The sequence below is a fragment of the Pseudomonas sp. NBRC 111140 genome (genome assembly GCF_001320885.1).
GTDB lineage: Bacteria > Pseudomonadota > Gammaproteobacteria > Pseudomonadales > Pseudomonadaceae > Aquipseudomonas > Aquipseudomonas putida_P.
The window spans coordinates 13,406-38,892 of sequence record NZ_BCBQ01000028.1 but is presented as its reverse complement, the minus strand read 5'-3'; the positions used below and the strand labels follow the sequence as shown (position 1 = coordinate 38,892).

Genomic DNA, 25,487 nt, shown 5'->3' with positions numbered 1-25,487 from the left:
CACAGTGGCCTTGTCACGACCAGCATCCGCTGCCCGGTGGGTCCCGTGGCAGCGAACGCTGTGGCCGAATCAGTGCTGCAGGATCTTGCTGAGGAAGTGCTGGGTGCGCTGGTCGCGGGCGCTTTGGTCACCGAAGAACTCTTCCTTGGTGCAGTCTTCGATGATGCTGCCCTTGTCCATGAAGATGACCCGGTTGGCGACCTTGCGGGCAAAGCCCATTTCGTGGGTCACGCACATCATGGTCATGCCTTCGTGGGCCAGTTGCACCATCACGTCCAATACCTCGCTGACCATTTCCGGGTCCAGTGCCGAGGTGGGTTCGTCGAACAGCATGACGATCGGGTCCATGGCCAGGGCGCGGGCGATTGCAACGCGCTGCTGCTGGCCGCCGGAGAGCTGGCCTGGGTGCTTCTTGGCATGGGCGCTGAGGCCTACACGGTCGAGCAGGGCCAGGCCCTTCTTGGTGGCTTCAGCCTCGCTGCGGCCCAGGACCTTGCGCTGGGCGATGGTCAGGTTTTCGGTGATGGTCAGGTGCGGGAACAGCTCGAAGTGCTGGAACACCATGCCAACGCGCGAGCGCAGCTTGGGCAGGTTGGTCTTCGGGTCGGCGATCGAGGTGCCATCGACCACGATATCGCCCTTCTGGAACGGCTCCAGCGCGTTGACGCACTTGATCAAGGTGGACTTGCCCGAGCCCGACGGGCCGCAGACCACCACCACTTCACCTTTCTTGACCTCGGTGCTGCAGTCGGTCAGTACCTGGAAGTCGCCGTACCACTTGTTGACGTTCTTGATGGAAATCATACGGTGATCCTTTTTTGCAGGCGCTTGACCAGCCACGAAGCGGAGAAGCTGATGATGAAGTAGACGACGCCGGCGAAGATCAGGAACTCATGTGAGCGCCCGATGATGTCGCCGTTGGAACGTGCCGAGTTGAGGAAGTCCACCAGGCCCACGGTGTAGACCAGCGAGGTGTCCTGGAACAGGATGATGCTCTGCTGCAGCAGCAGTGGGGTCATCTTGCGGAACGCCTGGGGCAGGATGATCAGGCGCATGGTCTGCGCGTAGTTCATGCCCAGTGCTTGCGCGGCGCCCATCTGGCCCTTGGAGATCGACTGCACGCCGGCACGGACGATTTCGCAGAAGTACGCGGCCTCGAACATCATGAAAGCGACCACGCAGGAGGTGAACGCACCGACCGGCGTGTCTTCGCCGGTAATCCAGCGCAGCACGAACGGCACGGCCAGGTAGAACCAGGTGATCACCAGCAGCAGCGGGATCGAGCGGAAGTAGTTGACGTACGCACCTGCCAGACGTGACAGCAGTTTGCTCGAGGACAGGCGCATCAGTGCCAGGATGGTGCCCAGTGCGATACCGCCGACAACACCCATGACCATCAGCTGCAGGGTCATGACCATGCCGTCCCACAGGGCAGGCAGGGCAGGGATGATTTCGCTGAAATCCATATCCATTTACTTGCCCCCCACGGAGATCAGGCCGGGCACGGCGACTTTTTTCTCGACCATGCGCATGAGCAGCATCAGGCCCATGTTCAGGGTGAAGTAGATCAGCGTGGCCAAGGTGAACGCCTCGAACAGGTTGGCGGAGAATTCGGCGGTTTGCTTGGTCTGCGCCAGCAGTTCCATCAGGCCGATCAGCGACGCCACCGAGGAGTTCTTGAAGACGTTGAGAAACTCGGAGGTGAGCGGCGGAATGATGATGCGGTAAGCCTGCGGCAGCAGCACGTTGTTGTAGATCTGCGGGAGGCTGAAACCCATGGCGCGGGCAGCGGCTTCCTGGCCTTTGGGTAGCGCCTGAATACCGGTACGTACTTGCTCGCAGACACGGGCTGCGGTGAACAGGCCCAGGCAGATGACCACGCTGATCAGTGCCGAGGTGGTCGGGTTGAGGTCCTGCTTGAACCACTCCTGCAAGCCTTCGGGCAGCAAGTCTGGTACCAGGAAGTACCAGATGAACAGCTGCACCAGCAGTGGCACGTTGCGGAACAGTTCCACATAGGCGGTGGCGATGCCCGATACCAGGCGGTTCGGCACGGTACGCATGACACCGAGGACCGACCCCAGCAGCAGCGCGATGATCCAGGCGGTGATGGCGATGGCGATGGTCCAGCCCAGGCCGGTGATGTACCAGTCCAGATAGGTTTCGCTGCCCACGCCGGTGGACTTGAAGAACACGCCCCAGTCCCAGTTGTAATTCATCGGGATTTCCCCTCAGACGGTTGTTTCACGGGCACCTTCGAGCATCCAAGGGCGGCACGCGCCCTCGGATGAAAGGTTAGACACTAATGAGTGGCCTGCAGGATTGATTCGTGCGCTTGAGCACCAGGCCACTAATTGCTGAGGATCAGGACTTCTTCTCGTCCGCGGCCTTGTCGGTTGGCTCGGCGATCAGTTTTTTCAGCTCGTCGCTCATCTGGAACTGCAGGTTCAGGCCTTTTGGCGGGATCGGCTGCATGAACCACTTCTCGTAGCTCTTGTTGACTTCGCCCGACTTGAAGTAACCGACAATGGCGTCATCCACCGCTTTCTTGAAGGCTGCGTCTTCCTTGCGCACCATGCAGCCGTAGATTTCATACGACTGTGGGGTGCCGGTAATGACCCAGTCCGACGGTTTGCGCGCCTTGGCCATTTCGCCGGCGAGCAGGGCGTCGTCCATCATGAAGGCCACGGCGCGGCCGCTTTCGAGCATGTTGAAGGCTTCACCGTGGTCCTTGGCGGAAATCACGTTCATCTTCATCTGCTTGTCGGCGTTCATCGCCTTGAGGATGCGTTCGGAGGTGGTGCCGGCGGTGGTCACCACGTTTTTGCCAGCCAGGTCCGGGAAGTCTTTGTATGCAGGCTGACCGTCCTTGACCTTGGTCAACAGGCGGGTACCGACTTCGAAGATACCGACCGAGAAGCCGACTTGCTGCTGGCGCTCGACGTTGTTGGTGGTGGAGCCGCACTCGAGGTCGACGGTGCCATTCTGCACCAGTGGGATGCGGGTCTGGGAGGTGACCAGGTTGTACTTGACCTTGATGTCGGTCCCCAGTTGCTTCTTCAGGGCATCGACGACAGCCAGTTGGATGTCATGCGAATAACCCACGGGCTCGGGCTTGCCGGCCAGGTAGGAAAACGGGATGGAGGAGTCGCGGTGGCCCAGGGTGATGGTGCCCGAATCCTTGATCTTCTTCAGGGTGCCGGTCAGCTCCTCGGCCATGGCCGGCGAAGCGATCACAGCGGCCGCAATGGCGGCGCCCAGCAATTGACGAACGATACGCATCAAATTTTCCTCGACGTGTTTGTTTTTTTTATGGAGCCGTTGGCGGACTCTTTCGTTCAACGAATACAGAAAGAAGCGTTTGCACTCGGCTACCAAGTGTAGAGCATGAGTCGTGCCAAGCCCTGATTTCGATCATAACGTCCCGCAGAACCTGGCAATCAATAGTTTAGCGGTGGTCATGTAACAGAATTTGCGTCCGAATCCCCGAATGAATGGGTATGCAGTCGTTCGGTAATCCGAACGAATCGACGGGGCGCAAGCTGCGTACTATTTAATTAACACCGGATGACGGCTTCTTTCAGCTTTCTTGTCTGCTTCTCAAAATAGAGAGGCAGTCCATGAGCGATTCCCCCAAGCACGACCTGCCACCCGACTCGGTAGAGGCACTGATCGCCAGGCAGTTGCCCGATTGGTTCAAGCAGGCGCCAGCCGATGCGCTGAAGGAGCTCAACCTTGCTTTGAGCCGCCAGCAGCAAAGTGTCGACCAGTTGGATCGGTTGTTGAGCGCTATTCCTTGCTTGGCCAAATTTGCCGCTCCGCGCCTCGAAGTGGCCTTGCACAAGGAGCACAACCGCCATATCGATGTGCGCTCGACGCAGCTGTGCACTGTGGAGCGCAGGTTCTATCCGAGCAGTTTCCCTATGCCACCTTCGGTACGGACGGTGCGCACGAACGCGGTGCCGTTGCTGGCTGCAGCGATGCACAATTTCGCTGAGGATGAAATCGTGGCCAGGCCGGTTATCCGCCGGCAGGTGGAGTCGGCGTCAGGCGCCGTGATGCCCATTTCGTTCGTGTCGTTCGCCAAGCTCTGCCGTAAGTTGGACCTGGGCGGCCACTACCAAGGGTTGTTGCGAGAGCATCTGTTACCCGCTGACGAGGCGGGCGGCACGCCGGGCCATGCTCGGCGTGCTGTCGAGGTTGTGTTTGAAGAGGCGCAGCGCACGGCATTGGATGCGGCGGTGCGCATCGCTTTTTTGAAAGCAGACATCGATGAGCGCAGCTACCTGCAGATGCTGAGGGTTGTCGCGCCCACGCCGATCGTACCAGCCGACACCACAGTGCTTACCTGCAGGCAACTGTTCTTGCTTGGCAAATGCATCCAGGGTGTGGTGGTGGTCGAGTGCCGTGAACATGGCGGTGGCGCCCCTTCGGGGCTGATCGTCTGGATACCGGGCGACGCTGCTCGACCCGTTCGCCAGCATGCTTCCTGGGCCGCGCTCTACCAGGATTTAGGGCTGCGCTTGCGCGAAACACGGTTTGCCAAGTTTTTCATGCGGTTCATTGGCGAGCGCGAGCGTATGGCTTTCAGCGCCGTGCTTGAACGCCTTCAGGCCCAGACCGCGAAAGGAGCCGCACTGGCACTCGACGGTCGTCATTTTCCTTTGGACAAACCGCTGTTCGCTCATCTGCGGGCCCAGCGCATTGACAAGATCTTCGACGATGCCAGGGTGTTGGCGGTGCCTACCGGAGACGAAGATGCCGCCGCTCGCCGCCGGCGGCTCGCCGGCTATGAAAATGCCGGCTTGACTCTGCTAGGCCTGGCCGGGTTGTTCGTACCCGTACTGGGCGAGGTGATGTTGGGGATTGCTGCGCTTCAGATTGCCGACGAGGTCTACGAAGGCTATCAGGATTGGCAGCTCGGAGACCGTGAGGCTGCCTTGGGGCATGTGTTTGCGGTCGCGGAAAACCTGGCGGTGGGTGCGGCGGTGGGCGTCGCGGCGGCGCAGGTGCGAGCGTTGGTCCCAGTGATGCTCGATGGCGGGCAATTGAAACTCTGCTCCTCTGACATGGCGGCATACCGGGTGGAGCAACCTCCCGGCTTGTCCATGGCGCAAAGTGAGGGGCACCTGGGGCGTTCTCAAGTGCAGTTTCACGAAGGCACTTATCAGATGGCGCGCTCGCAGGATGGCAAGGACTTGGTAATTCGTCACCCGAAGCGCGAGCAGGCATATCGACCGTTACTCGAACGCAACGGCAGCGGCGGCTGGCGCCATGCGCTGGAGCGGCCTCAGGAATGGACGGGAGAGCTGCAACTTCTACGTCGGCTGGCCGCGGCCTTTTTTGACATGACAGCGGAACAGGCGACCGCCGTGCTGGATTGCACGGGCTTTGACGAGGCACAGCTTCGTCAACTGCATGTTGAGCACGCGCCAGCGCCTGCACGGTTGCGGGATGCATTCGATCGCCATCGGCTGCACACCCTGCATCCAGCCATTCAGGCAGATGCATTGGAGTTGCTGGTGGCTGCCGCCCAAGAGGCCGAGGAAGTGGAAGACGCATTGATGCGGCGTTCATTTCCGGGGCTTACCGTTCGCGGCGCGAAAGAGATACGCAAGCAGGTCGACAATCAAGTGCTCGAACGATTGCGTTCTACCGGGCGAGTTCCATTGGCCATGGCTGAGCGTATCCGCTGGTTCCTGCATGACAGCCGGTTGGATCGCGCCTGCGCCGGTTTTCGTCAACGACAGGCGGTCAATGGTGATACTGAAAAGCTGGCCATCGGTTTGGTCCATGAGCTCGCGCCCTGGCCAGAAGCGTTGCGCGTCGAGCTTCGCGTGGGCTCGGCACAGGGCACTTTGCTGGGACAAGCAGGTGCAGAGTCGGCAACAGAGGTGATGTGCATCGTGCGAGAAGAGCAGGCCTATCGCATCCATGACCTTACGGTTGATCCTCGCCCCGTAGCCGCACCTACCGACAGCCTGATGCACGCGCTTCTGTTGTGCATGAGTGACGAGCAGAAAGTCGTCCTCGGCGATCCACTGCTGAACGAACAGCAACTGGTCGAACGGCTGGCGGGGCACGCCCGTATGCACCGCGACCTCGCATCAAGGCTAATAGGCCAGGTGCCTATTTCCGGTGGTGTGCGTCCTCCTGTGCGGTTTGCCGATGGCCGGCTCGGCTACCCACTCAGTGGCCGGGCAGAAAGCCGTGGCCAAGCTGCCAGGCGCGGCATTTCGCAGATCTTTCCAACGCTCGACGACGCGCAACTGCAGCAGTACATGCTCAGCCTGGTTACCGAGCGGGTTGACCCGTGGTCACACTACCAAGCGCTGTTTCAGCAATGGCGTGCCTTGCGTGAGGCCCTGGCGGGTTGGCGAGCCGGGTATGCAAACATGCTGGACCTTCTAAGGCGCAGCCGGGTGAGCAACGCGATCCGGCGTTGCTGGCGCCGCAAGCTTAGACGCCGGGGGGATGGCAGTTATGCGCTGGAAATCAACGGCGAACGCGTGGGTAGCCTGCCTGAGCTGCCTGCGGGTATCAGCTTCGGGCATGTTACTCGCTTGGCGTTGCGTAACATGGATCTAGAGAGCATCGACGCTGACTTTTTACGGCGCTTCCCGCAGTTGAGGCAGCTTGATCTGCGCAATAACCGACTGGTATCGGTACCACCGGGTATAGAGCATTTGACCGAACTTCGCCTGTTGCGTCTGGATAACAACCAGATCGTGATGACCCCGGCGGACAGCCGACGCCTTAATGCGTTGCTCAATCTGGAAAGGATAGAGCTCAATTACAACCCGTTGGGCAATGCTCCGCAGGTAAGGCGGTTATTGAACGTGCGCCAGTTGGGGTTGCGAGCGGCAAATATTGAACAGTTGCCCGCAGGCATTGAGCAGTTGCCTTGGCGCGGTATCGCCGACTTGCGTGACAACCGTATTCGGCAAGTCAATCGCGACCTTGTGGGCCTGCGCGCCCGCTTGCAGCAAATGGCGCTGCACGATAATCCACTGGATGAAGCCAGTGAGGCATTGCTGGAGGAACAACCGGGGCCTTCGAGTGCTGCGCGGCACACGGTTCAACACAACCCTGCCTACCGTCATCATGGGGATCTGCAGGCCGAGCAGGCAGAGTGGCTCGTCGGCGCGACTGGCCCGTTGCGCACAGAGCGCGAGGCGTTGTGGAGCAACCTGCGCAGCGAGGTAGGCTCGAATGACTTCTTCAACTTTTTGCGTGATTTCGCACGCGGTCCGGATTATCGGAAATACCCCGCGTATTACCGGGCGAGGGCCTGGGGCATCATCGAGGCATGCGAGCAGAACAGCGCGTTGCGCGAGTTGTTGTTCGAGCAGGCAGGCGGGCGGGCCACCTGTGAGGACAGGCTGCTGTGGCTGTTCAGCCAGATGGAAACGCGTGTGCTGGTTCATCGACAGACGGCGGGCCTCGCCCAGGGGCAGAGTGAAGCAGCTTTGATGAGGCTTGGGCGTTCGCTGTATCGCTTGCAACAGGTGGACAGGATCGCCGCACGCAAACTGGTGTGGCTCAGGGAGGTGAACGCGAATCATCCGAGAAACCTGGAGAGAATCGATGACATCGAAACCTACCTGGCGTACCGGGTCAGGCTGGCCGGGCTTCTGCAGTTGCCAGCGCAACCGCTGCGTATGCACTATGAGCTGGATGCTTTCGTGACCGTGGAAGACATCAATATCGCCAGGGCTGAAGTGCTGTCTTTGGAGTCCACCGAGCAACTGGCGCAATCGTTGGCTGAACAGGAGTTCTGGCAGCATTACCTGCGGGAGAGATACGTTGAGCGATTCAGAGCCTTGGTAGATGCTCATCGCCAAACGTTGGAAACGTACGAATCACAAGTTGAGACCGGCGCGCTCGATGAGCAGACGTACCTGGACCGGTGCAATGAGTTGAAGCGGCTCCTGGAAACGCAAGAAAGCGCCCTTATCAAGCGTTTGACTGTAGAAGCCTATGCACGTTGGCCTCTGTAGCGCAAAGAGGCCTGACGCAGGGCAGCGCCTTTGGCGAAGCCCTGCGACTACGTGGTATCAGGCAGCCTGGACGCCCTGGCGATCGTTCAGGTATTGCTTCAAGGTTTGCTGCTCTGCTGCTGTGGTGAACAGGCCCAGCTTGGTACGCCGCCACAGAATATCGTCGGCCGTCAGCGCCCATTCTTCGTTGCGCAGGTAATCCACCTCGCGTGTGAACAAGCCACCGCCGATTGCCTGGCCGAGGTCCACCGGCCCTTGAACACCGTCCAGCAGTTGCCATGCGCGGCTGCCGTATGTGGTAGCCCAACGTTTGGCAATGTCCATGGGTAACCAGTGATGGCGTGCCAGCAACGCATCGACCAGCGCCTGTGCGTCGGTCATGTTCTCGCCGCCCGGTAGCGGGCTTTCAGCCGTCCAGCTGCCGCGCATCTCGGTGAAGAATGGCTTGAGCTCGCCCATTGCCGATTCTGCCAGCTTGCGATAGGTGGTGAGCTTGCCACCGAATACCGACAGTAACGGTGCCTGGCCATCGCCTGCGGACAGCGCAAGGGTGTAGTCGCGGGTCACGGCCGAAGGGTTGTCCGATTCGTCGTTGCACAGCGGGCGAACGCCGGAGTAAGTGTGCAGGATATCGGCACGGCTGATCTGATGGTTGAAATGCTGGTTCACCACCTTGAGCAGGTAATCCGTTTCTCCCTCGGTGATTTTCACTTGAGCAGGGTCGCCACTGTATTCGCGGTCGGTGGTGCCGATCAGGGTGAAACGTTCCAGATAGGGGATGCAAAAAACAATGCGCTGGTCTTCGTTCTGCAGGATGTAGGCATGTTCGCCCTCGTACAGGCGCGGAACGATGATGTGGCTGCCCTGGATCAGGCGAATGCCATAAGGCGCATCGAGCTTGAGGTCCTCCTTGATGAAGCTGGCGACCCATGGGCCGGCGGCGTTGACCAGGGCGCGGGCGCGAAGGGTCTGCAGGCTGCCGTCGGCGTGCTGCAGTTCAACCTGCCACAGGCCATCGACGCGCTCGGCGCGCAGGCAGCGGGTGCGCGTGTGGATGTGCGCACCGTGCTCACGGGCGGCCATGGCATTGAGCACCACCAGGCGGGCGTCATCCACGGCACAGTCGGCGTATTCGAAACCGCGGCTGATCGCTGGCTTGAGCGGGTATCCCGGGCCAAAGCGCAGGCTGCGCGAAGCGCCCAGGCGCTTGCGCTTGCCCAGGTGGTCATACAGGAACAGGCCAGCACGAATCATCCACGCAGGGCGCAGGTGCGGGCGATGTGGCAACACGAAGCGCATCGGCTTGACGATGTGCGGTGCCTTGGCCAGCAGTACTTCACGCTCGGCCAGTGCTTCGCGCACCAGGCGAAACTCGTAGTGTTCCAGGTAGCGCAGGCCACCGTGGATCAACTTGCTGCTGGCCGACGAGGTGTGCTGGGCCAGGTCGTCCTTTTCGCAGAGGAACACCTTGAGGCCGCGCCCAGCGGCGTCGGCAGCGATGCCCACGCCATTGATACCACCACCGATCACAGCGAGGTCATAGCAGTCGGCGAGTGGGGGCTGGGACGAAACGGGCTGGGACACGGGCAAGGCCTCCTGAGGCTGTTCACATCGAATATGAACATTTATGTTCGTTTCCGAAAATACTAACGCAACAGAAAGCCCGTCGCCAGTCAGTCTCTATAGAAAAAACTGATCAGATGACAATAAAGTGAACATTTACGAAAATTGCGGGCCGCTTGGCAGCCCGCTTCGGCTCAAACCACTTCGAGGCGGATCTTGTACTGGTTGAGCAACTGAGTGAGGGCGGGGGTTGGCGCCTGGTCGGTCACCAGGCAATCGACCAGGCTGATCGAACCCAGGCGCACCATGGCGTTGCGCCCGAACTTGCTGGAGTCGGCGGCAAGGATCACTTGCCTGGCATTGGCGATGATCGCCTGGGATACCCGCACTTCCTGATAGTCGAAATCGAGTAGGCTGCCATCTTCGTCGATGCCACTGATGCCCACCAGGGCGAAGTCGACCTTGAACTGGTTGATGAAGTCGACGCTGGCCTGGCCAACCACGCCACCATCACGGCGCACCGTGCCACCCGCCACCAGCACTTCGAAATCGTCCTTGGCGGCCAGAATTGCAGCCACATGCAGGTTGTTGGTGATGACTTTCAGGTGGTTGTGGTTGAGCAGTGCCCGGGCAATCGATTCGGTGGTGGTACCAATGTTGATGAACAGCGAGGCGTGGTCGGGAATCTGCCGAGCCACGGCATCGGCTATGCGCTGCTTTTCGTCGCGCATCTGGTCGGCACGCATGGCGTAGGCAGTGTTCTCGATGCTCGAGTCGTAGGCCGCGCCACCGTGGTAGCGACGTAGCAGATTGAGCTCGGCCAGCTGGTTGATATCACGGCGAATGGTTTGCGGTGTCACGACGAACAGCTGCGCCATTTCTTCGATACTGACGTAACCGCGATCGCGCACCAGTTCGAGGATTTGTTGTTGGCGAGGGGGCAGATTCATGGGCGGTCCTTTGGGGCAGCCGGACAAATTCTGCAATAATGCCGTAGGAAGGGGATGACGGCCAGTAGACGATTGGGGCCGCGTGGCGGCCCCAACAAGCGTTATGCCTCGTGGTCTTCCCAGTCACGGGTTCGCTCGACCGCCTTCTTCCAGCCGGCATACAGCTTCTCTTTCTGCGTTTCGTCCAGCTGCGGGCTGAACTCGCGCTCGATGATCGCCTTGTCGCGCAGCTCGTCCAGGCCGCTCCAGAAGCCACAGGCCAGGCCCGCCAGGTAGGCGGCGCCTAGCGCCGTGGTTTCGCGCATCTGTGGCCGTTCCACGCAGGTGCCGAGGATGTCTGCCTGGAACTGCATGAGGAAGTTGTTGGCCACCGCACCGCCGTCCACGCGCAGCTCGGACAGGTGCTGGCCGCAGTCCTGCTGCATGGCGTCGAGCACGTCGCGGGTCTGGTAGGCGATCGATTCCAGCGCGGCGCGGATGATGTGGTCCACCTTCACGCCGCGAGTCAGGCCGAACAGTGCACCACGGGCATACGGGTCCCAGTACGGGGCACCCAGGCCGGTGAAGGCTGGCACCAGGTAGACGCCGTTGCTGTCCTTGACCTTGCTGGCGAAGTACTCGGTATCCAAGGCGTCGTTGACGATCTTCAGTTCGTCACGCAGCCATTGCACGGTGGAACCACCGTTGAATACCGCGCCTTCCAGCGCATAGGCCACTTCACCGCGTGGGCCGCAGGCAATGGTGGTGAGCAGGCCATGGGACGACTTCACCGCCTGGTCGCCGGTGTTCATCAGCAGGAAGCAGCCGGTGCCGTAGGTATTCTTGGCCTGGCCTGGCTCCACGCACATCTGGCCGAACAGTGCCGACTGCTGGTCTCCGGCGATACCGGCGATGGCGATGCCGCTCTTGGTGTGGCCGTACACTTCCGAGGACGGGCGCACCTCGGGCAGCATCTGCCGCGGGATGCCCAGGATTTCCAGCAGTTTGTCGTCCCACTGCAGGCTGTGGATGTTGAACATCAGCGTGCGCGAGGCGTTGGTGTAGTCGGTGACGTGCACCTTGCCACCCGAAAACTTCCAGATCAGCCAGGTGTCGATGGTGCCGAACAACAGTTCGCCACGCTCGGCGCGTTCACGGGCGCCTTCGACATTGTCGAGGATCCACTTCAGCTTGGTACCGGAGAAGTACGGGTCGGTGACCAGGCCGGTGGTTTCACGGATGTACGCTTCATGGCCGTCACGCTTGAGCTGGGCACAGATCTCGGTGCTGCGGCGGCACTGCCAGACAATGGCGTTGTACACCGGGCGCCCGGTTTCCTTGTCCCATACCACGGTGGTTTCGCGCTGGTTGGTAATGCCCAGCGCGGCGACCTGGGCGTGGCTGATACCAGCCTGGGCCAAGGCCTCGACCATGGTCGCGCTCTGTGTGGCGAAGATCTCCATCGGGTCGTGCTCGACCCAGCCCGCCTGCGGGTAGTGCTGGGCGAACTCGCGCTGGGAGGTGCCCACCACGTTGGCATCACGGTCGAAGATAATCGCCCGCGAACTGGTGGTGCCCTGGTCCAGGGCGATGATGTAGTGCTTGTCCTGGGTGTCTGTCATGGTCGTAGGCCTTGCAAAAAAAGGGTTCAGGGCTGGGCGTGATGCCGGCATCAATTGACTTGAGTATCGCCCTGGCGATTGTCATTTGTCTCAGGGTTCGCGGCAGGCGACATTGGCAAGTTGCGGGCAATCAGGCCGCGATACGTCGCGGCACCCAGGCAGGCGCCAAGGATCGGTGCGAACACCGGAACCAGGAAATACGGAATGTCCCGTCCGCCAGTGAAGGCGATTTCGCCCCAACCGGCCAGGAAGGTCATGAGTTTTGGCCCGAAATCGCGGGCCGGGTTCATCGCGAAGCCGGTCAATGGGCCCATGGCGCTCCCGATCACCGCAATCAACAGGCCGATCAGCAGCGGCGCCATGGCTCCGCGCGGCAGGCCGTTGTTGTCGTCGGTCAGGGCCATGATCACGGCCATCAAAATGGCCGTGATCACCACTTCGACCGCAAATGCCTGGCCGGTGGACAGGGACGGGTGTGGGTAGGTGGAGAACACCGAGGCCAGCTCCAGGCTGGCTTCACTGCCGCGCAGCATGGCGTGGGCTTGTTCGAAATCGAAGAACAGGTTGCTGTACAGCGTGTACACCAGCGCCGCGCCACAGAAGGCGCCGCACACCTGGGCCAGCATGTAGAAGGGCAGCTTGCGCTTGTCGAACCCGGCGAACAGGGTGAGGGCGATGCTCACCGCCGGGTTCAGGTGCGCACCTGAAATACCGGCACTGAAGTAGATGGCCATGCTCACGCCTACGCCCCAGATGATGCTGATTTCCCACAGCCCGAAGCTGGCGCCCGCGACCTTGAGCGCGGCGACGCAGCCGGTGCCAAAGAAGATGAGCAGGGCAGTGCCCAGGAACTCGGCCAGGCATTGGCTGGACAACGTGGGTTGGCGTAGAGCAGTCGTCATGTATGACCTCGTTTTTTTTGTTGTGAGGCGCGTGGCGCTCGACAGCAAAGCCCGGTGTCTATCCCCATTGACCCCGGGCAGATGTAGGAATGCACCTTAAAAGTGCAGTGTTTATTCAGAAACGAAAAAATATAGACAAGAAACGCTGATGTCAAAGGTCGAAAGTGAACGACCAGTCACGATATGGTCGCTAAAATCCGCTTCGAATCCCCGTAGTAGAGGCGCGCGATTGTGGTGCGCTGGCTGGGATGTGGGATTTGTCCTAAAGTAGCCGCCGAGCCGTCCCAGACCGGAGCCCTTGCATGACCCCCGCCCTAGACCTGTTGAAGAAGCACCGCGCCGAGCACCGTGTGCACAGTTATGAACATGACCCCAAGTCGGCGTCGTATGGCCTGGAGGCGGCGGAAAAGCTCGGGCTCGACCCGCAACAGGTGTTCAAGACCTTGCTGGCTAGCAGCGAGAAAGGGGAGTTGCTGGTAGCGGTCGTGCCTGTGGTAGGTACCTTGGACCTCAAGGCCTTGGCCCATGCTGCCGGGGTGAAGAAGTGCGAGATGGCGGACCCTGCGGCGGCGCAACGGGCCACGGGTTACCTGGTAGGCGGTATCAGCCCGCTGGGGCAGAAGAAACGGCTGCGTACGTTCATTGACGAATCAGCGCAGAACTTCGCAACCATCCATGTCAGTGCTGGACGGCGTGGGTTGGAAGTGGAGTTGGCGGCGGCGGTGCTGGCCGAGCATACCCAGGGCAAATTTGCCGGCATCGGTCGGGGCTGAGATTTCTGGGCCGCAAGGCGGCCCCGAGATTTCGAATCAGGTCGCCGAACTGTACCGACGAACGCCATTCTCTTGCCGCGGCAATTGCGCCGCCACACTGCCCGGCACCGGGAACAGCACCAGGTGATCGGCCTTCACCGCAATCCCCACATCTTCGCCGACCTGATGGTCGTTATGGCTAGGGAAGATAGCCTCCAGCTGGCTGCCGGTAGGCAGTTGCAGGCGGTACAGGGTCGATGCCCCCAGGAAGCTCTTGCCGACGATGTTCGCCTGCAGTGAACTGCCGGGTGCATGCACGATATCGTCGGGCCGCAGCAGCACATCCACCGAGCTGCCTGGTGCCATGATGTAGGCACGGTTGCCGCGCAGTTCACCCAGCTCGGTATTGACGGCCTCATGGCTGCTCATCTGCCCACGGATGAAATACCCCTGCCCAATGAAGCTGGCCACGAACGGCGTTTGCGGTTCGTGGTAAAGGTTGTAGGGCGTGTCCCACTGTTCCAGGCGGCCCTCCTTGAACACGCCAACCTGATCGCTGACGGCAAAGGCTTCTTCCTGGTCATGGGTAACCAGGATGGCGCTGGTACCGCGGCTTTTGAGAATGTCGCGAACCTCATGGCTCAGGCGCCGGCGCAATTCCACGTCGAGGTTGGAGAACGGCTCGTCCAGCAACAACAACTGGGGTTCAGGCGCCAGCGCACGGGCCAGGGCGACCCGCTGCTGCTGGCCACCAGAAAGCTCATGCGGGTAACGCCCGCCCAGGCCGCCCAGCTTGACCAGTTCCAGCATCTCGTCGATGACGGCGGCTTGGCGTGGGTGCTTGGCGATGCCGAAGGCAATGTTCTGCGCCACGGTCAGGTGCGGGAACAGCGCATAGTCCTGAAACACCATGCCGATGCGACGCTTTTCCGGGGCCAGGGTGAAGCCTGCACGGGAAATGACTTCGCCGGCCAGCTGGATCTCGCCGTCGTGCACCGGTTCGAAACCGGCAATCGCGCGCAGCGTGGTGGTTTTCCCGCAACCGGACGAACCGAGCAGGCAACCAATGTCGCCTGCGTTCAGGTGCAGGTTGAGATTCTGGACGATGCGCTGATCGCCATAACCGCAGGCGAGGTTGCGCAGGTTGAGCAGTAGGGGTTGACTCATGCGTGGTGGTAAGCCGGTTCTACAAGGAATTCGAGAAGCGCCTTCTGTGCATGCAGGCGGTTTTCAGCCTCGTCCCAGGCGACCGACCGTGGGTCGTCGAGCAGGTCCTGGCTGATTTCCTCGCCACGGTGGGCGGGTAGGCAGTGCATGAAGAGGACATCGGGTGCCGCCAGGTCGAGCAGTTCGCGAGTGACCTGGTAAGGCGCGAAATGCGCCAGGCGCCGTGCAGTTTCCTCCTCCTGACCCATGGAAGTCCAGACATCGGTGACCACAAGGTGTGCATCGCGCACGGCTTGCTTGACATCACGGATGATCTGCACGCGGTCACCGCCCAGCGCCATGAAGCGTTGATCCGGCTCGTAGCCTTCGGGGCAGGCGATGCGCAGCTGGAAATCGAACTGCCTGGCGGCTTCGATATAGGAGTTGCACATGTTGAAGCCATCGCCGATCCAGGTCACGGTCTTGCCCTGGATCGAGCCGCGGTGCTCGAGGAAGGTCTGCATGTCGGCCAGCAACTGGCACGGGTGCGACTCGTCGGACAGGCCATTGATCACCGGCACGCGCGATTTGGCGGCGAACTCGGTCAGCGTGCTGTGGGCGTGGGTACGGATCATCACCACGTCAAGCATGCTCGACAGCACGATGGCACTGTCGCCGATCGGCTCGCCACGGCCCAGCTGGGTGTCGCGCGGGGACAGGAAGATAGCCTGACCGCCAAGCTGGATCATTCCGGCTTCGAACGACACGCGGGTGCGGGTGGAGGACTTCTCGAAGATCATGCCCAGTACGCGGTTCTTCAGCGGCTCGAACAACACGCCTCGTTTGCGCAAGTCCTTCAGCTCGATGCCGCGGCGGATCACCCCGAGCAATTCGTCGGTGGTGAAGTCCAGCAGGGAGAGAAAGTGCCTAGCGCTCATGATTGACTACCTTATCTGCAACGGTATGCAGGTCGACCGTATGGTTTTTTTTGACAACGGGAGTGACCTGCGGCGTAAGCCGCACGGGGCGGACGAAATAGGGAAAGGCGCAATACTATAAGTAAATGTCGCCTGAAGCCAAGGGGGGAAACAGTGGCCTGATTGCAAAGGGTGTTGCAAAGGGTGTCTTTACCCGTTGGCCGGTGCTGTTTTTTATTTGCTACACCAAGGTTGTACACGGCTTGCTGGCAATTTGGCAAATGGCTGTCGCAAATCGTGCGCCTGATGTCGGTGGATTCACGCGGCGAAGCGCACTGGCTGTGGGCTGGGGGGTGAGCGCATAGTCACTGCTGGACAACAACAAGGCAGAGGCGGCCATGACCAAGACCCTGCATCACCGTGCCTGTCACCTGTGCGAAGCGATCTGCGGATTGAACATCGAAGTCAGTCACGAAGACGATGGGCGGGCGTTGATCAGCTCCATCAAGGGCGACCCGCTGGACCCGTTCAGCCGTGGCCATGTCTGCCCCAAGGCTGTGGCGTTGCAGGACATTCAGAATGATCCGGATCGCCTGCGCCAGCCACACAAGCGAGTAGGCGAGCATTGGCAGCCGATTGGCTGGGACGAAGCGTTCGCACTGGCTGCCGAGAAATTGTGGGCGGTTCAGCAAGCCCATGGGCGCAATGCCGTGGCGGTCTACCAGGGCAACCCGAGCGTGCACAACTACGGCTTGATGACCCACAGCAACTACTTCTTGGGCCTGCTCAAGACCCGCAACCGTTTCTCAGCCACGTCAGTGGACCAGTTGCCGCAACACCTGGTCAGCCACCTGATGTATGGCCATGGTCTGCTGCTGCCGATCCCGGACATCGACCATACCGACTTCATGCTGATTCTTGGCGGCAACCCGCTGGCCTCCAATGGCAGCATCATGACCGTGCCGGACGTGGAAAAGCGTCTGAAGGCCCTGCGGGCGCGTGGTGGGCGGCTGGTGGTGATTGACCCACGGCGTAGCGAAACGGCGGCAATGGCTGACACTCATCTGTTCATTCGCCCCGGTGGCGATGCAGCCCTGTTGTGCGGCTTGCTGAACACCCTGTTCGAAGAAGGCCTGGCGCGGGGGTCGCACTTACCGGTCAGCGGCCTGCAGCAGGTGCGCGAGGCCATTGCGCCGTTCAGTGCCGAGGCCGTGAGCGCCCACTGTGGTATTGCCGCAGCCGACATACGCCAGCTGGCAGGCGACCTCGCCGCTGCCGGGCGGGCAGTGTGCTACGGCCGCATGGGCGTCTCGACCCAAGCCTTCGGCACGCTCTGCCACTGGCTGGTGCAACTGATCAACCTGGTGACCGGCAACCTCGACCGCACAGGCGGCGCGTTGTGTACGGAGCCTGCCGTCGACCTGGTGGCGACCACCTCGGGTGGTCATTTCAATGCCTGGCAGAGCCGTGTGTCGGGCTTGCCCGAGTACGGCGGTGAATTGCCCGTGGCAGCCTTGGCCGAGGAAATACGCACGCCTGGCGAAGGGCAGGTGCGCGCATTAGTGACAGTTGCCGGTAACCCCGTGTTGTCGACGCCTAACGGCCGCCAGCTGGATGCGGCACTGGAGGGCCTGGAGTTCATGCTCAGCATCGATCTCTACATCAATGAGACCACCCGCCATGCCGATCTGATCCTGCCCTCCACCTCGGCGCTGGAAAACGACCATTACGACAGTACCTTCAACCTGCTGGCCGTGCGCAACGTCACCCGCTTCAACCGGGCGATCCTGCCCAAGCCGGAGGGGGCACTGCATGATTGGGAGATCTTCGTCGGCCTGGCGCAGGCGTTTGCCAAGCGTGCCGAACTGGAGTTGAAACCCACCTGGGCGCCTGCGCAGATGATCGATCTGGCCCTGCGCAAAGGGCGCTATGGTGAAGCAACGCCTTGGCAGCTCTCTCTGGAAACACTGGGCAACCATCCGCATGGGCTTGACCTTGGGCCGTTGCGCAGCAACCTTGCTGTACGCCTGGCGACTGCCAGCAAAACTGTCGAAGCGGCACCCCAGGTGTTGCTGGATGACTTGCACCGCCTGGCGCAAATGACGCCACCTGTGCCGGGCGAACTGCTGCTGATCGGGCGTCGCCATGTGCGCAGCAACAACTCGTGGATGCACAACTTCCATCGCCTGGTGAAGGGCAAGCCACGCCATCAGTTGTTGATGCACCCGCAAGACCTGCAGCAGCGCCAACTGCAGGACGGCCAGCGGGTGCGTATCCGCTCGCGAACGGGTGAACTCGAAGTGGAGGTGCAGGCCTGCGAGGACATGATGCCCGGGGTCGTCAGCTTGCCCCATGGCTATGGCCATGGCCGTCAGGGCGTGCACATGCAGATCGCCCAGGCGCAACCGGGCGTGAGTGCCAATGACCTGACCGACGAGCGCTTTCGCGATCAGGTTTCCGGCAACGCTGCCCTCAATGGCGTGCCCGTGCAAGTAGAGGCCGCGTAAGCAACGGCAAGGCCGAGCACGCTGCTCGGCTTTCCGATACAATGCGTCACCGTGCCGACGACCGCGTCGGAAAGTTCAGCTGAGGTGCTAGATGGATATCATCGATACGATCAAAGAGCAGATTGCCAACAACACCATTCTGCTTTACATGAAAGGCTCGCCGAATGCCCCGCAGTGCGGGTTCTCGGCCAAGGCATCGCAGGCTGTGATGGGTTGTGGCGAAAAGTTCGCCTACGTCGACATCCTGCAGAACCCGGAAATCCGCGCCAACCTGCCAAAATACGCTAACTGGCCGACGTTCCCGCAGCTGTGGGTAGCCGGCGAGCTGGTTGGCGGTAGCGACATCATGCTGGAAATGTTCGAAAAGGGTGAGCTGCAAACCCTGATCAAGGAAGCGGCTGCCAAGGCCAAGGCTGCTGAAGCCTGATCTTCCGGCAAGCATAAAAAAACCCGCTGATCGCGGGTTTTTTTATGCGGCGAATAATTACTCTTCGCCCATCTGCGACTGCAGGTAGTTTTCGATACTGATCTTGTCGATCAACCCCAGCTGGGTTTCCAGCCAGTCGATGTGTTCTTCCTCGGACTCGAGGATGTCTTCGAGCATGTCACGCGAGCCGAAGTCACCGGCGGTTTCGCAATGAGCGATGGCTGCTTTCAGGTCGGCCAGGCCTTTCTTCTCCAGCTTCAGGTCGCACTCGAGCATTTCCTTGGTGTGCTCGCCAATCATCAGCTTGCCCAGGTCCTGAACGTTCGGGATGCCTTCGAGGAACAGAATACGCTTGATCAGTTTGTCAGCGTGCTTCATCTCGTCGATGGATTCCTTGTACTCGTGCTTGCCGAGTTTGTTCAGGCCCCAATCTTCGTACATGCGTGCGTGCAGGAAGTACTGGTTGATCGCGACCAGCTCGTTTCCGAGGATCTTGTTGAGATGCTGGATGACGCTTACGTCGCCTTTCATTTCGGGTTCCTGCCCTGTAGAAGTGTGCCAATACACTGAAGTTTGAGCCCGATACTTAGGAGTGTCAAACCTAAGTTGTTGAATAATAAGTGAAAATTAATAGGAATAAGAATGTTTGTGAACCGCGTTGGAACGCTAACTTATTGAATTTCGGGCATAAAAAAACCGGACACAGGGTCCGGTTCTTCAAATTCTGGGGGTTCAGGCCGCGGTAAATTCTACAGGGTAGGGCAGGGATGCCTGGCTGACCTGAAGCTCGGTCAGGGTCTCGCGGACCACCTGTTTGGCCAGGCAGGCGCATTTGCCACACTGGCTGGCGACATTGGTCGCGGCTCGCACTTCCTTGTAACTGCAGCATCCTTCATAGATCGCATCGCGGATCTGTCCGTCGGTAACGCCGACACAAAGACACACATACATAAGGGCTGACCATCGCGGGTTGAGTCGATGGGTGGAGCTTAATGTTAATGAGAATGCTTGTCAAAGGACTTTCTGGAAGGGCCGTGCTTGAGCGACCGGCGGTTGCTTTGTCGATGGAGTCGGCCTGTCATCAGAAGCCGTGTATGATGGTCGGCCTTTGTTGGATGTCGGGCAGGCCCGTCTGGCCCGGCAAACGGTTTTTCACCCTCATCAGGAGATTACAATGAGCGTACTCGTTGGTAAGAAAGCCCCCGATTTCACCGTTCCGGCCGTGCTGGGCAATGGCGAGATCGTCGACAGCTTCAACCTGGCCTCGGCCATCAAGGGCAAGTACGGCCTGGTGTTCTTCTACCCGCTGGACTTCACCTTCGTCTGCCCGTCCGAGCTGATCGCTCTGGACAACCGTATCCCAGACTTCCAGGCGCGCAATGTGGAAGTGATCGGCGTTTCGATCGACTCGCACTTCACTCACAACGCCTGGCGTAACACCCCGGTCAACAACGGCGGCATCGGTCAGGTCAAATACACCCTGGCTGCCGACATGACCCACGAAATCTGCAAAGCCTACGACGTTGAGTCCGAAGGCGGTGTGGCCTTCCGTGGCGCCTTCCTGATCGACACCAACGGTGTTGTCCGCTCGCAGATCATCAACGACCTGCCACTGGGCCGTAACATGGACGAGCTGCTGCGTCTGGTCGACGCTCTGCAATTCCACGAAGAGCACGGCGAAGTTTGCCCTGCCAACTGGAAAAAAGGCGACAAAGGCATGAACGCTTCGCCAGAAGGCGTTGCTGCCTACCTGAGCGAGAACGCTGGCAAGCTGTAATTGCCACTCGCATAAAAAAACCGGCCTTCGTGGCCGGTTTTTTTATGCCTGGACTTCAAGGCTTCCAGTGCCTGTCCTGGCCCTTTGCCGCTCCTACAGGAGTGTGCATTCCCCTGTAGGAGCGGCCTTGTGTCGCGAAAGGGCCGCAAAGCGGCCCCTGGATTTCAGATCAATCGTTGAAATCACGCCAGCCGCCCATTTCCTTCCAGCGGTTGACGATGCCGCAGAACAGCTCGGCCGTCTTCTCGGTGTCGTAACGCGCCGAGTGCGCTTCACGCCCGTCGAAGTCGATGTCGGCGCTCTGGCAAGCCCGCGCCAGTACCGTCTGGCCATACGCCAAGCCTGCCAGTGTGGCGGTGTCAAAGCTGGAGAACGGGTGGAATGGGTTACGCTTCAGGTCATTGCGCGCCACTGCCGCATTGAGGAAGCCGAGGTCGAAACTGCTGTTGTGGCCAACCAGAATCGCCCGTTTGCAGCCATTGGCCTTGAGCGCCTTGCGCACGCCACGGAAGATGTCGGTCAGCGCGCTTTCTTCGCTGACCGCCATGCGCAGTGGGTGGTCCAGCTTGATGCCGGTGAATTCCAGCGCGGCCGCCTCGATATTGGCGCCCTCGAACGGTTCCACCCGATGGAAATAGGTGTGCTCGGGGAACAGGAAACCCTTCTCGTCCATGCCGATGGTGACGGCGGCAATTTCCAGCAGAGCGTCGGTAGCGCTGTTGAAACCACCCGTTTCAACGTCCACCACTACTGGCAAGTAGCCACGGAAGCGCTCGGCCATCGGGTGACGCGAGCCACTGCTGCCTTGGGCGTCCAGGTCGTCTTCGTAGAGGTCTTCGCTCACGCGTTTTCCTCCAGCAGGCGCCAGCGCAGTTTTTCACCGGCGCGCAGCGGGACTACGGTTTGCTCGCCAAAAGGCAGGCTGTCTGGGGCTGTCCATTCTTCGCGGACCAGCGTAATGGTGTCGGTGTTTGCCGGCAGGCCGTAGAAGGCCGGACCGTGCAGGCTGGCGAAGCCTTCCAGCTTGTCCAGTGCGTTACGTTGCTCGAACGCTTCGGCGTACATCTCGATGGCCGCATAGGCGGTGTAGCAACCGGCACACCCGCAGGCGGCTTCCTTGGCATGACGGGCGTGAGGTGCCGAGTCGGTGCCGAGGAAGAACTTCGGGTTACCGCTGGTAGCCGCGTCCAGCAACGCCACCTGGTGGGTGTTGCGCTTGAGAATCGGCAGGCAGTAGAAGTGCGGGCGAATGCCGCCGACCAGCATGTGGTTGCGGTTGTAAAGCAGGTGCTGGGCGGTGATGGTCGCACCAACGTTGGCCGGGGCCTCGGTGACGAACTGCGCGGCATCGCTGGTGGTAATGTGTTCGAAAACCACTTTCAGCGTTGGGAAACGCTCGACCACACGGCGCATATGCTCATCGATGAAGCGCTTTTCGCGGTCGAACACGTCGATCTCGCTGCGGGTCACTTCGCCGTGCACCAGCAGTGGCATGCCGACTTCCGCCAGCGCCTCGATGGCGGGGAAGATGTTGTCGATGCTGGTCACGCCTGAATCGGAATTGGTGGTGGCGCCGGCCGGGTACAGTTTGGCCGCGTACACGATGCCGCTGGCCTTGGCCGCACGCACGTCCTCGGGGCTGGTGCGGTCGGTGAGGTACAGCACCATCAGTGGCTCGAAGCGGCTGCCAGCCGGGCGGGCGGCCAGGATGCGCTCACGGTAGGCGCCAGCCTCGGCGGCATTGCGCACCGGCGGAACCAGGTTGGGCATGATGATGGCACGGGCGAAGGTACGCGCCACATCGCCAACGGTGTGGGGCAGGACGGCACCATCGCGCAGATGGATGTGCCAGTCGTCGGGGCGCAGGAGGGTCAGGCGATCGGACATTGGGGATTCCAGGCGGGTCGAACTCAAGCCCCAATCGTACCGGAAAACCCTGGGGCGAGCACGGCTATCAAGTTTTCCGGGCGGCGTCCGATAGCCTGCAGGTAAGCCGTCAGAATTTGTGGAGCCGCCCGTGCGCCAGCGTTACCTAGCCCTGTTGACCCTGTTCGCCAGCCTGCCGGCCGGCGCACTGACTTTCCAGACGCGCATGGAGAACATCGCCTGGAAGGTCGAGGGTGATCAGTTCGAATGCCGCCTGATCCAGCCGATCGAAGGTTTCGGCAGCGGAGAGTTCGTGCGCCGGGCAGGTGAGCAGCCAGTGTTCCAGCTGCGTTCGGACAGCAACGTACTGGGGGCAGGTACCGCCAGCCTGCTGGCGGCGGCGGCGCCATGGCAGCCTGGACGTGGTGATATCAACCTGGGCAGCGTGCGCATGGCCCGTACCGGTGTGCTGTTCAGTTCGTCCCAGGGCCAGGCCAGCCGCCTGATAAACGGTCTTCTCGACGGGCGCAGCACAGTGGTGCGCAATTACGCCGGTGAGGCCGGCAGGCCAATGGAGGTGCGCGTGCTGCCGGTCAGCTTCGCCAAGGCCTACAGCGACTACCAAGCCTGTGCCGGCAAGTTGCTGCCGATGAACTTCGACCAGGTTCGCCAGACCCAAGTAGGCTTCCCGGGGGGCGGCACCGAGCTGGATGCGTCGGCGCGTGCACGGCTGGATGTGATCCTGGATTACATGAAAGCCGACCCGACGGTGAACCACATCGAGCTTGACGGCCACTCTGACAACAGTGGCAACCGGCTGACAAACCGTGACCTGTCACGCCGGCGCGCGCTCGCGGTGGCCGATTACTTCAAAGCCCATGGCGTGGCGGAAGAACAGATCATCGTGCGCTTCCATGGTGAGCAATACCCATTGGTGAAGAACAACAGTGCTGCCAACCGGGCGCGTAATCGACGGGTGAATATCGAGCTGGATCGGGTTACGGTAGTTGTGAAACCGGTGGAGAAACCTGCCGAAAAAGCCCCTGAACCAACTGCATTAGCGCCAGCTGCCAAGTAATCTGCGCGCCTGTCGGGAATTGATCGCTGCTACAGGCGCCGTCGCCCTTGCGAAAGTTCCTGTCGCTTTGTCGTCAGAAGCTGTCGCCCCACTGTAAATTTGTGCGCAAGGCCGTTAGAATCGATGCCTTTCCGTACAACCCCGTGGAGTGATGGCATGGCGGACGTAAAAAAGGTCGTACTGGCGTATTCCGGCGGCCTTGATACTTCGGTGATTCTCAAGTGGCTGCAGGATACCTATAACTGCGAAGTGGTGACCTTCACCGCTGACCTGGGTCAGGGCGAAGAGGTCGAGCCGGCCCGTGCCAAGGCCCAGGCAATGGGCGTTAAAGAGATCTACATCGACGATCTGCGCGAAGAGTTCGTGCGTGATTTCGTATTCCCGATGTTCCGCGCCAACACCGTCTACGAAGGCGAGTACCTGCTGGGTACTTCCATCGCCCGTCCGCTGATCGCCAAGCGCCTGATCGAAATCGCCAATGCAACCGGTGCTGACGCCATTTCCCATGGCGCCACCGGCAAAGGCAACGACCAGGTACGTTTCGAGCTGGGTGCCTATGCGCTGAAGCCAGGCGTCAAGGTCATCGCTCCATGGCGCGAGTGGGACCTGCTGTCCCGCGAGAAACTGATGGACTACGCCGAAAAGCACGGCATCCCGATCGAGCGTCACGGCAAGAAGAAGTCGCCGTACTCGATGGACGCCAACCTGTTGCACATCTCCTACGAAGGCGGTGTCCTGGAAGATACCTGGACCGAGCACGAAGAAGAGATGTGGCGCTGGAGCGTCTCGCCCGAAAACGCCCCAGACCAGGCTACCTACATCGAGCTGACCTACCGCAACGGTGACATCGTTGCCATCGACGGCGTCGAGAAATCCCCGGCCACCGTGCTGGCCGACCTGAACCGTATTGGTGGTGCCAACGGCATCGGCCGCCTGGACATCGTCGAAAACCGTTACGTCGGCATGAAGTCGCGTGGCTGCTACGAAACCCCTGGCGGCACCATCATGCTCAAGGCCCACCGTGCCATCGAGTCGATCACGCTGGACCGCGAAGTTGCTCACCTGAAAGATGAGCTGATGCCGAAATACGCCAGCCTGATCTACACCGGCTACTGGTGGAGCCCGGAGCGTCTGATGCTGCAGCAGATGATCGACGCTTCGCAGGTCAACGTGAATGGCGTTGTGCGCCTGAAACTGTACAAGGGCAATGTCACCGTGGTTGGCCGCAAGTCGGACGATTCGCTGTTCGATGCCAACATCGCCACCTTCGAAGAAGATGGCGGCGCCTACAACCAGGCGGACGCTGCCGGCTTCATCAAGCTCAACGCGCTGCGTATGCGCATTGCTGCCAACAAGGGCCGTTCGCTGCTCTGATTGCTGGCTTGTGCAATAAAAACCCCGGCTCAGGCTGGGGTTTTTTTATGCGCGAAGAATATTCAAGGCATTGAGCTGGAGTGGTTCGCAACATCGTCCTCAAGTGCACTGATCGACAGTTGCGCACACTGGCGTTTTTCCAGGTTGTAAAAGCGCCAGGTTCGCGTTGGCACGGGCGGTTGGGCAAGTGCATGCAAGAGTTGTTGCTCCATCAAACGATAGGCGTCCGGGCCGGAGAACATGAATGTGACCGGTTCGCCCTGAACCACTTCATGTTTATCATCGGCCATGGCGGGTGTGGCCACACTGTTCGGCGCTGGCGTATTGTCGTGTGTGGATCTGTTGGGTGAAGGGCTGTAGAACGACTTGTAATTGAAGTTGAGCGTCAGAAAAAACAGTGCCGTCAGAAAGAATGGAAAGCCTACCAGGAACCAGGTGTAGAGCTTCTGGCTGGATTCGCTAAGAAACGGCAATGTGGCAAGTGCGGAGGCTTCGATAATCCCCGCGAAGATGGCAATGATCGTCAGCGGGGCGACAGGTTGAGCTTGGGGCATGTGGGCCGTCTCCTGCGGTTTCGCCCATCTTTACCTCACGCGAGTACTCAACTAAAGACAGGAGTGTTTTCCG

At 60.5% G+C, this 25,487-nt stretch carries 22 protein-coding genes; 7 read left to right on the top strand and 15 right to left on the bottom strand.

Annotated elements, in window-relative coordinates; genetic code table 11:
• Positions 1-69 precede the first annotated feature (69 nt).
• The 4 genes from APH42_RS11680 to APH42_RS11665 form a co-directional block, all read right to left on the bottom strand.
• A complete protein-coding gene (locus APH42_RS11680; protein WP_012273899.1) occupies positions 70-804 on the bottom strand; it encodes an amino acid ABC transporter ATP-binding protein in 735 nt (244 codons plus the stop codon).
• Complete coding sequence (locus tag APH42_RS11675) at positions 801-1,472, bottom strand: amino acid ABC transporter permease (RefSeq protein WP_012273898.1); 672 nt, start codon at positions 1,470-1,472, stop codon at positions 801-803. Before APH42_RS11675 ends, APH42_RS11680 begins: the two co-directional genes overlap by 4 nt.
• On the bottom strand, positions 1,473-2,219 hold the full coding sequence (locus APH42_RS11670; RefSeq protein WP_012051388.1) for an amino acid ABC transporter permease: 747 nt from the start codon (positions 2,217-2,219) through the stop codon (positions 1,473-1,475). It lies immediately after the preceding gene.
• A 145-nt stretch (positions 2,220-2,364) separates the two neighbouring features.
• On the bottom strand, positions 2,365-3,282 hold the full coding sequence (locus APH42_RS11665; RefSeq protein ID WP_012273897.1) for a glutamate/aspartate ABC transporter substrate-binding protein: 918 nt from the start codon (positions 3,280-3,282) through the stop codon (positions 2,365-2,367).
• Between the two features lie 338 nt (positions 3,283-3,620).
• On the opposite strand from APH42_RS11665, the gene APH42_RS11660 reads away from it, so the two are divergent.
• On the top strand, positions 3,621-8,000 hold the full coding sequence (locus tag APH42_RS11660; RefSeq protein WP_060493336.1) for an NEL-type E3 ubiquitin ligase domain-containing protein: 4,380 nt from the start codon (positions 3,621-3,623) through the stop codon (positions 7,998-8,000).
• Positions 8,001-8,057: 57 nt separating this feature from the next.
• Here the strand turns inward: APH42_RS11660 and glpD are convergent, their stop codons facing one another.
• The 4 genes from glpD to APH42_RS11640 form a co-directional block, all read right to left on the bottom strand.
• Positions 8,058-9,584 (bottom strand): glycerol-3-phosphate dehydrogenase, encoded by a 1,527-nt coding sequence (gene glpD, locus APH42_RS11655; protein WP_060493335.1) that lies wholly within the window; start codon positions 9,582-9,584, stop codon positions 8,058-8,060.
• 173 nt (positions 9,585-9,757) lie between these two features.
• Positions 9,758-10,513 (bottom strand): DNA-binding transcriptional repressor GlpR, encoded by a 756-nt coding sequence (glpR, locus tag APH42_RS11650; RefSeq protein ID WP_012273894.1) that lies wholly within the window; start codon positions 10,511-10,513, stop codon positions 9,758-9,760.
• 101 nt (positions 10,514-10,614) lie between these two features.
• Positions 10,615-12,114: a glycerol kinase GlpK gene (gene glpK / locus APH42_RS11645; RefSeq protein ID WP_012273893.1), complete on the bottom strand. Its 1,500-nt coding sequence runs from the start codon at positions 12,112-12,114 to the stop codon at positions 10,615-10,617.
• Between the two features lie 50 nt (positions 12,115-12,164).
• Positions 12,165-13,016, bottom strand: a complete 852-nt coding sequence (locus tag APH42_RS11640; protein ID WP_012273892.1) for an MIP/aquaporin family protein — start codon at positions 13,014-13,016, stop codon at positions 12,165-12,167.
• Positions 13,017-13,318: 302 nt separating this feature from the next.
• On the opposite strand from APH42_RS11640, the gene ybaK reads away from it, so the two are divergent.
• Positions 13,319-13,789, top strand: coding sequence for a Cys-tRNA(Pro) deacylase (ybaK, locus tag APH42_RS11635; protein ID WP_012273891.1), 471 nt, complete (start codon positions 13,319-13,321; stop codon positions 13,787-13,789).
• A 36-nt stretch (positions 13,790-13,825) separates the two neighbouring features.
• On the opposite strand, the gene APH42_RS11630 is transcribed toward ybaK, so the two are convergent.
• Positions 13,826-14,935 (bottom strand): ABC transporter ATP-binding protein, encoded by a 1,110-nt coding sequence (locus APH42_RS11630; protein ID WP_060493334.1) that lies wholly within the window; start codon positions 14,933-14,935, stop codon positions 13,826-13,828.
• Positions 14,932-15,852 (bottom strand): ornithine carbamoyltransferase, encoded by a 921-nt coding sequence (gene argF, locus APH42_RS11625; RefSeq protein WP_012273889.1) that lies wholly within the window; start codon positions 15,850-15,852, stop codon positions 14,932-14,934. Before argF ends, APH42_RS11630 begins: the two co-directional genes overlap by 4 nt.
• Positions 15,853-16,229: 377 nt before the next feature.
• Between argF and APH42_RS11620 the strand changes: the two genes are divergently transcribed.
• A complete protein-coding gene (locus APH42_RS11620; protein WP_060493333.1) occupies positions 16,230-18,338 on the top strand; it encodes a molybdopterin-dependent oxidoreductase in 2,109 nt (702 codons plus the stop codon).
• 91 nt (positions 18,339-18,429) lie between these two features.
• Positions 18,430-18,765 carry a Grx4 family monothiol glutaredoxin gene (grxD, locus tag APH42_RS11615; RefSeq protein ID WP_012273887.1) on the top strand — a complete coding sequence of 112 codons (336 nt, stop codon included), beginning with the start codon at positions 18,430-18,432 and terminating at the stop codon, positions 18,763-18,765.
• A 57-nt stretch (positions 18,766-18,822) separates the two neighbouring features.
• Here the strand turns inward: grxD and bfr are convergent, their stop codons facing one another.
• Both bfr and APH42_RS11605 read right to left on the bottom strand, forming a co-directional pair.
• The gene (gene bfr / locus APH42_RS11610) at positions 18,823-19,296 is read right to left on the bottom strand and encodes a bacterioferritin (protein WP_012273886.1); all 474 of its coding nucleotides are present in this window, start codon (positions 19,294-19,296) and stop codon (positions 18,823-18,825) included.
• Between the two features lie 201 nt (positions 19,297-19,497).
• A complete protein-coding gene (locus APH42_RS11605; RefSeq protein WP_012273885.1) occupies positions 19,498-19,716 on the bottom strand; it encodes a bacterioferritin-associated ferredoxin in 219 nt (72 codons plus the stop codon).
• 223 nt (positions 19,717-19,939) lie between these two features.
• Here APH42_RS11605 and APH42_RS11600 point away from each other — a divergent pair, with 223 nt between their 5' ends.
• The gene (locus tag APH42_RS11600; RefSeq protein WP_012273884.1) at positions 19,940-20,542 is read left to right on the top strand and encodes a peroxiredoxin; all 603 of its coding nucleotides are present in this window, start codon (positions 19,940-19,942) and stop codon (positions 20,540-20,542) included.
• Positions 20,543-20,711: 169 nt separating this feature from the next.
• Here the strand turns inward: APH42_RS11600 and rnt are convergent, their stop codons facing one another.
• Together rnt and pyrC are read right to left on the bottom strand one after the other, a co-directional pair.
• On the bottom strand, positions 20,712-21,323 hold the full coding sequence (gene rnt / locus APH42_RS11595) for a ribonuclease T (protein WP_225917480.1): 612 nt from the start codon (positions 21,321-21,323) through the stop codon (positions 20,712-20,714).
• 59 nt (positions 21,324-21,382) lie between these two features.
• Positions 21,383-22,429 (bottom strand): dihydroorotase, encoded by a 1,047-nt coding sequence (gene pyrC / locus APH42_RS11590; protein WP_012273882.1) that lies wholly within the window; start codon positions 22,427-22,429, stop codon positions 21,383-21,385.
• A 130-nt stretch (positions 22,430-22,559) separates the two neighbouring features.
• Here pyrC and APH42_RS11585 point away from each other — a divergent pair, with 130 nt between their 5' ends.
• Both APH42_RS11585 and APH42_RS11580 read left to right on the top strand, forming a co-directional pair.
• Positions 22,560-23,486, top strand: a complete 927-nt coding sequence (locus APH42_RS11585; protein WP_060493332.1) for an OmpA family protein — start codon at positions 22,560-22,562, stop codon at positions 23,484-23,486.
• Positions 23,487-23,642: 156 nt separating this feature from the next.
• A complete protein-coding gene (locus tag APH42_RS11580; RefSeq protein ID WP_060493331.1) occupies positions 23,643-24,860 on the top strand; it encodes an argininosuccinate synthase in 1,218 nt (405 codons plus the stop codon).
• A 62-nt stretch (positions 24,861-24,922) separates the two neighbouring features.
• On the opposite strand, the gene APH42_RS11575 is transcribed toward APH42_RS11580, so the two are convergent.
• Entirely contained in the window at positions 24,923-25,414 is a 492-nt protein-coding gene (locus APH42_RS11575) for a hypothetical protein (protein WP_060493330.1), read from the bottom strand.
• Between the last annotated feature and the right edge of the window lie 73 nt (positions 25,415-25,487).

What these genes read in the sequence shown, in the direction of transcription:
- APH42_RS11605 (WP_012273885.1), bottom strand. Translation starts at nt 19,716, where the DNA reads ATGTATGTGTGTCTTTGTGTCGGCGTTACCGACGGACAGATCCGCGAT.
- grxD (WP_012273887.1), top strand. Translation starts at nt 18,430, where the DNA reads ATGGATATCATCGATACGATCAAAGAGCAGATTGCCAACAACACCATT.
- APH42_RS11675 (WP_012273898.1), bottom strand. Translation starts at nt 1,472, where the DNA reads ATGGATATGGATTTCAGCGAAATCATCCCTGCCCTGCCTGCCCTGTGG.
- argF (WP_012273889.1), bottom strand. Translation starts at nt 15,852, where the DNA reads ATGAGCGCTAGGCACTTTCTCTCCCTGCTGGACTTCACCACCGACGAA.
- pyrC (WP_012273882.1), bottom strand. Translation starts at nt 22,429, where the DNA reads ATGTCCGATCGCCTGACCCTCCTGCGCCCCGACGACTGGCACATCCAT.
- APH42_RS11630 (WP_060493334.1), bottom strand. Translation starts at nt 14,935, where the DNA reads ATGAGTCAACCCCTACTGCTCAACCTGCGCAACCTCGCCTGCGGTTAT.
- ybaK (WP_012273891.1), top strand. Translation starts at nt 13,319, where the DNA reads ATGACCCCCGCCCTAGACCTGTTGAAGAAGCACCGCGCCGAGCACCGT.
- APH42_RS11600 (WP_012273884.1), top strand. Translation starts at nt 19,940, where the DNA reads ATGAGCGTACTCGTTGGTAAGAAAGCCCCCGATTTCACCGTTCCGGCC.
- APH42_RS11640 (WP_012273892.1), bottom strand. Translation starts at nt 13,016, where the DNA reads ATGACGACTGCTCTACGCCAACCCACGTTGTCCAGCCAATGCCTGGCC.
- APH42_RS11670 (WP_012051388.1), bottom strand. Translation starts at nt 2,219, where the DNA reads ATGAATTACAACTGGGACTGGGGCGTGTTCTTCAAGTCCACCGGCGTG.
- APH42_RS11580 (WP_060493331.1), top strand. Translation starts at nt 23,643, where the DNA reads ATGGCGGACGTAAAAAAGGTCGTACTGGCGTATTCCGGCGGCCTTGAT.
- APH42_RS11620 (WP_060493333.1), top strand. Translation starts at nt 16,230, where the DNA reads ATGACCAAGACCCTGCATCACCGTGCCTGTCACCTGTGCGAAGCGATC.
- glpK (WP_012273893.1), bottom strand. Translation starts at nt 12,114, where the DNA reads ATGACAGACACCCAGGACAAGCACTACATCATCGCCCTGGACCAGGGC.
- APH42_RS11680 (WP_012273899.1), bottom strand. Translation starts at nt 804, where the DNA reads ATGATTTCCATCAAGAACGTCAACAAGTGGTACGGCGACTTCCAGGTA.
- glpR (WP_012273894.1), bottom strand. Translation starts at nt 10,513, where the DNA reads ATGAATCTGCCCCCTCGCCAACAACAAATCCTCGAACTGGTGCGCGAT.
- bfr (WP_012273886.1), bottom strand. Translation starts at nt 19,296, where the DNA reads ATGAAAGGCGACGTAAGCGTCATCCAGCATCTCAACAAGATCCTCGGA.
- APH42_RS11660 (WP_060493336.1), top strand. Translation starts at nt 3,621, where the DNA reads ATGAGCGATTCCCCCAAGCACGACCTGCCACCCGACTCGGTAGAGGCA.
- APH42_RS11665 (WP_012273897.1), bottom strand. Translation starts at nt 3,282, where the DNA reads ATGCGTATCGTTCGTCAATTGCTGGGCGCCGCCATTGCGGCCGCTGTG.
- APH42_RS11575 (WP_060493330.1), bottom strand. Translation starts at nt 25,414, where the DNA reads ATGCCCCAAGCTCAACCTGTCGCCCCGCTGACGATCATTGCCATCTTC.
- rnt (WP_225917480.1), bottom strand. Translation starts at nt 21,323, where the DNA reads ATGGCCGAGCGCTTCCGTGGCTACTTGCCAGTAGTGGTGGACGTTGAA.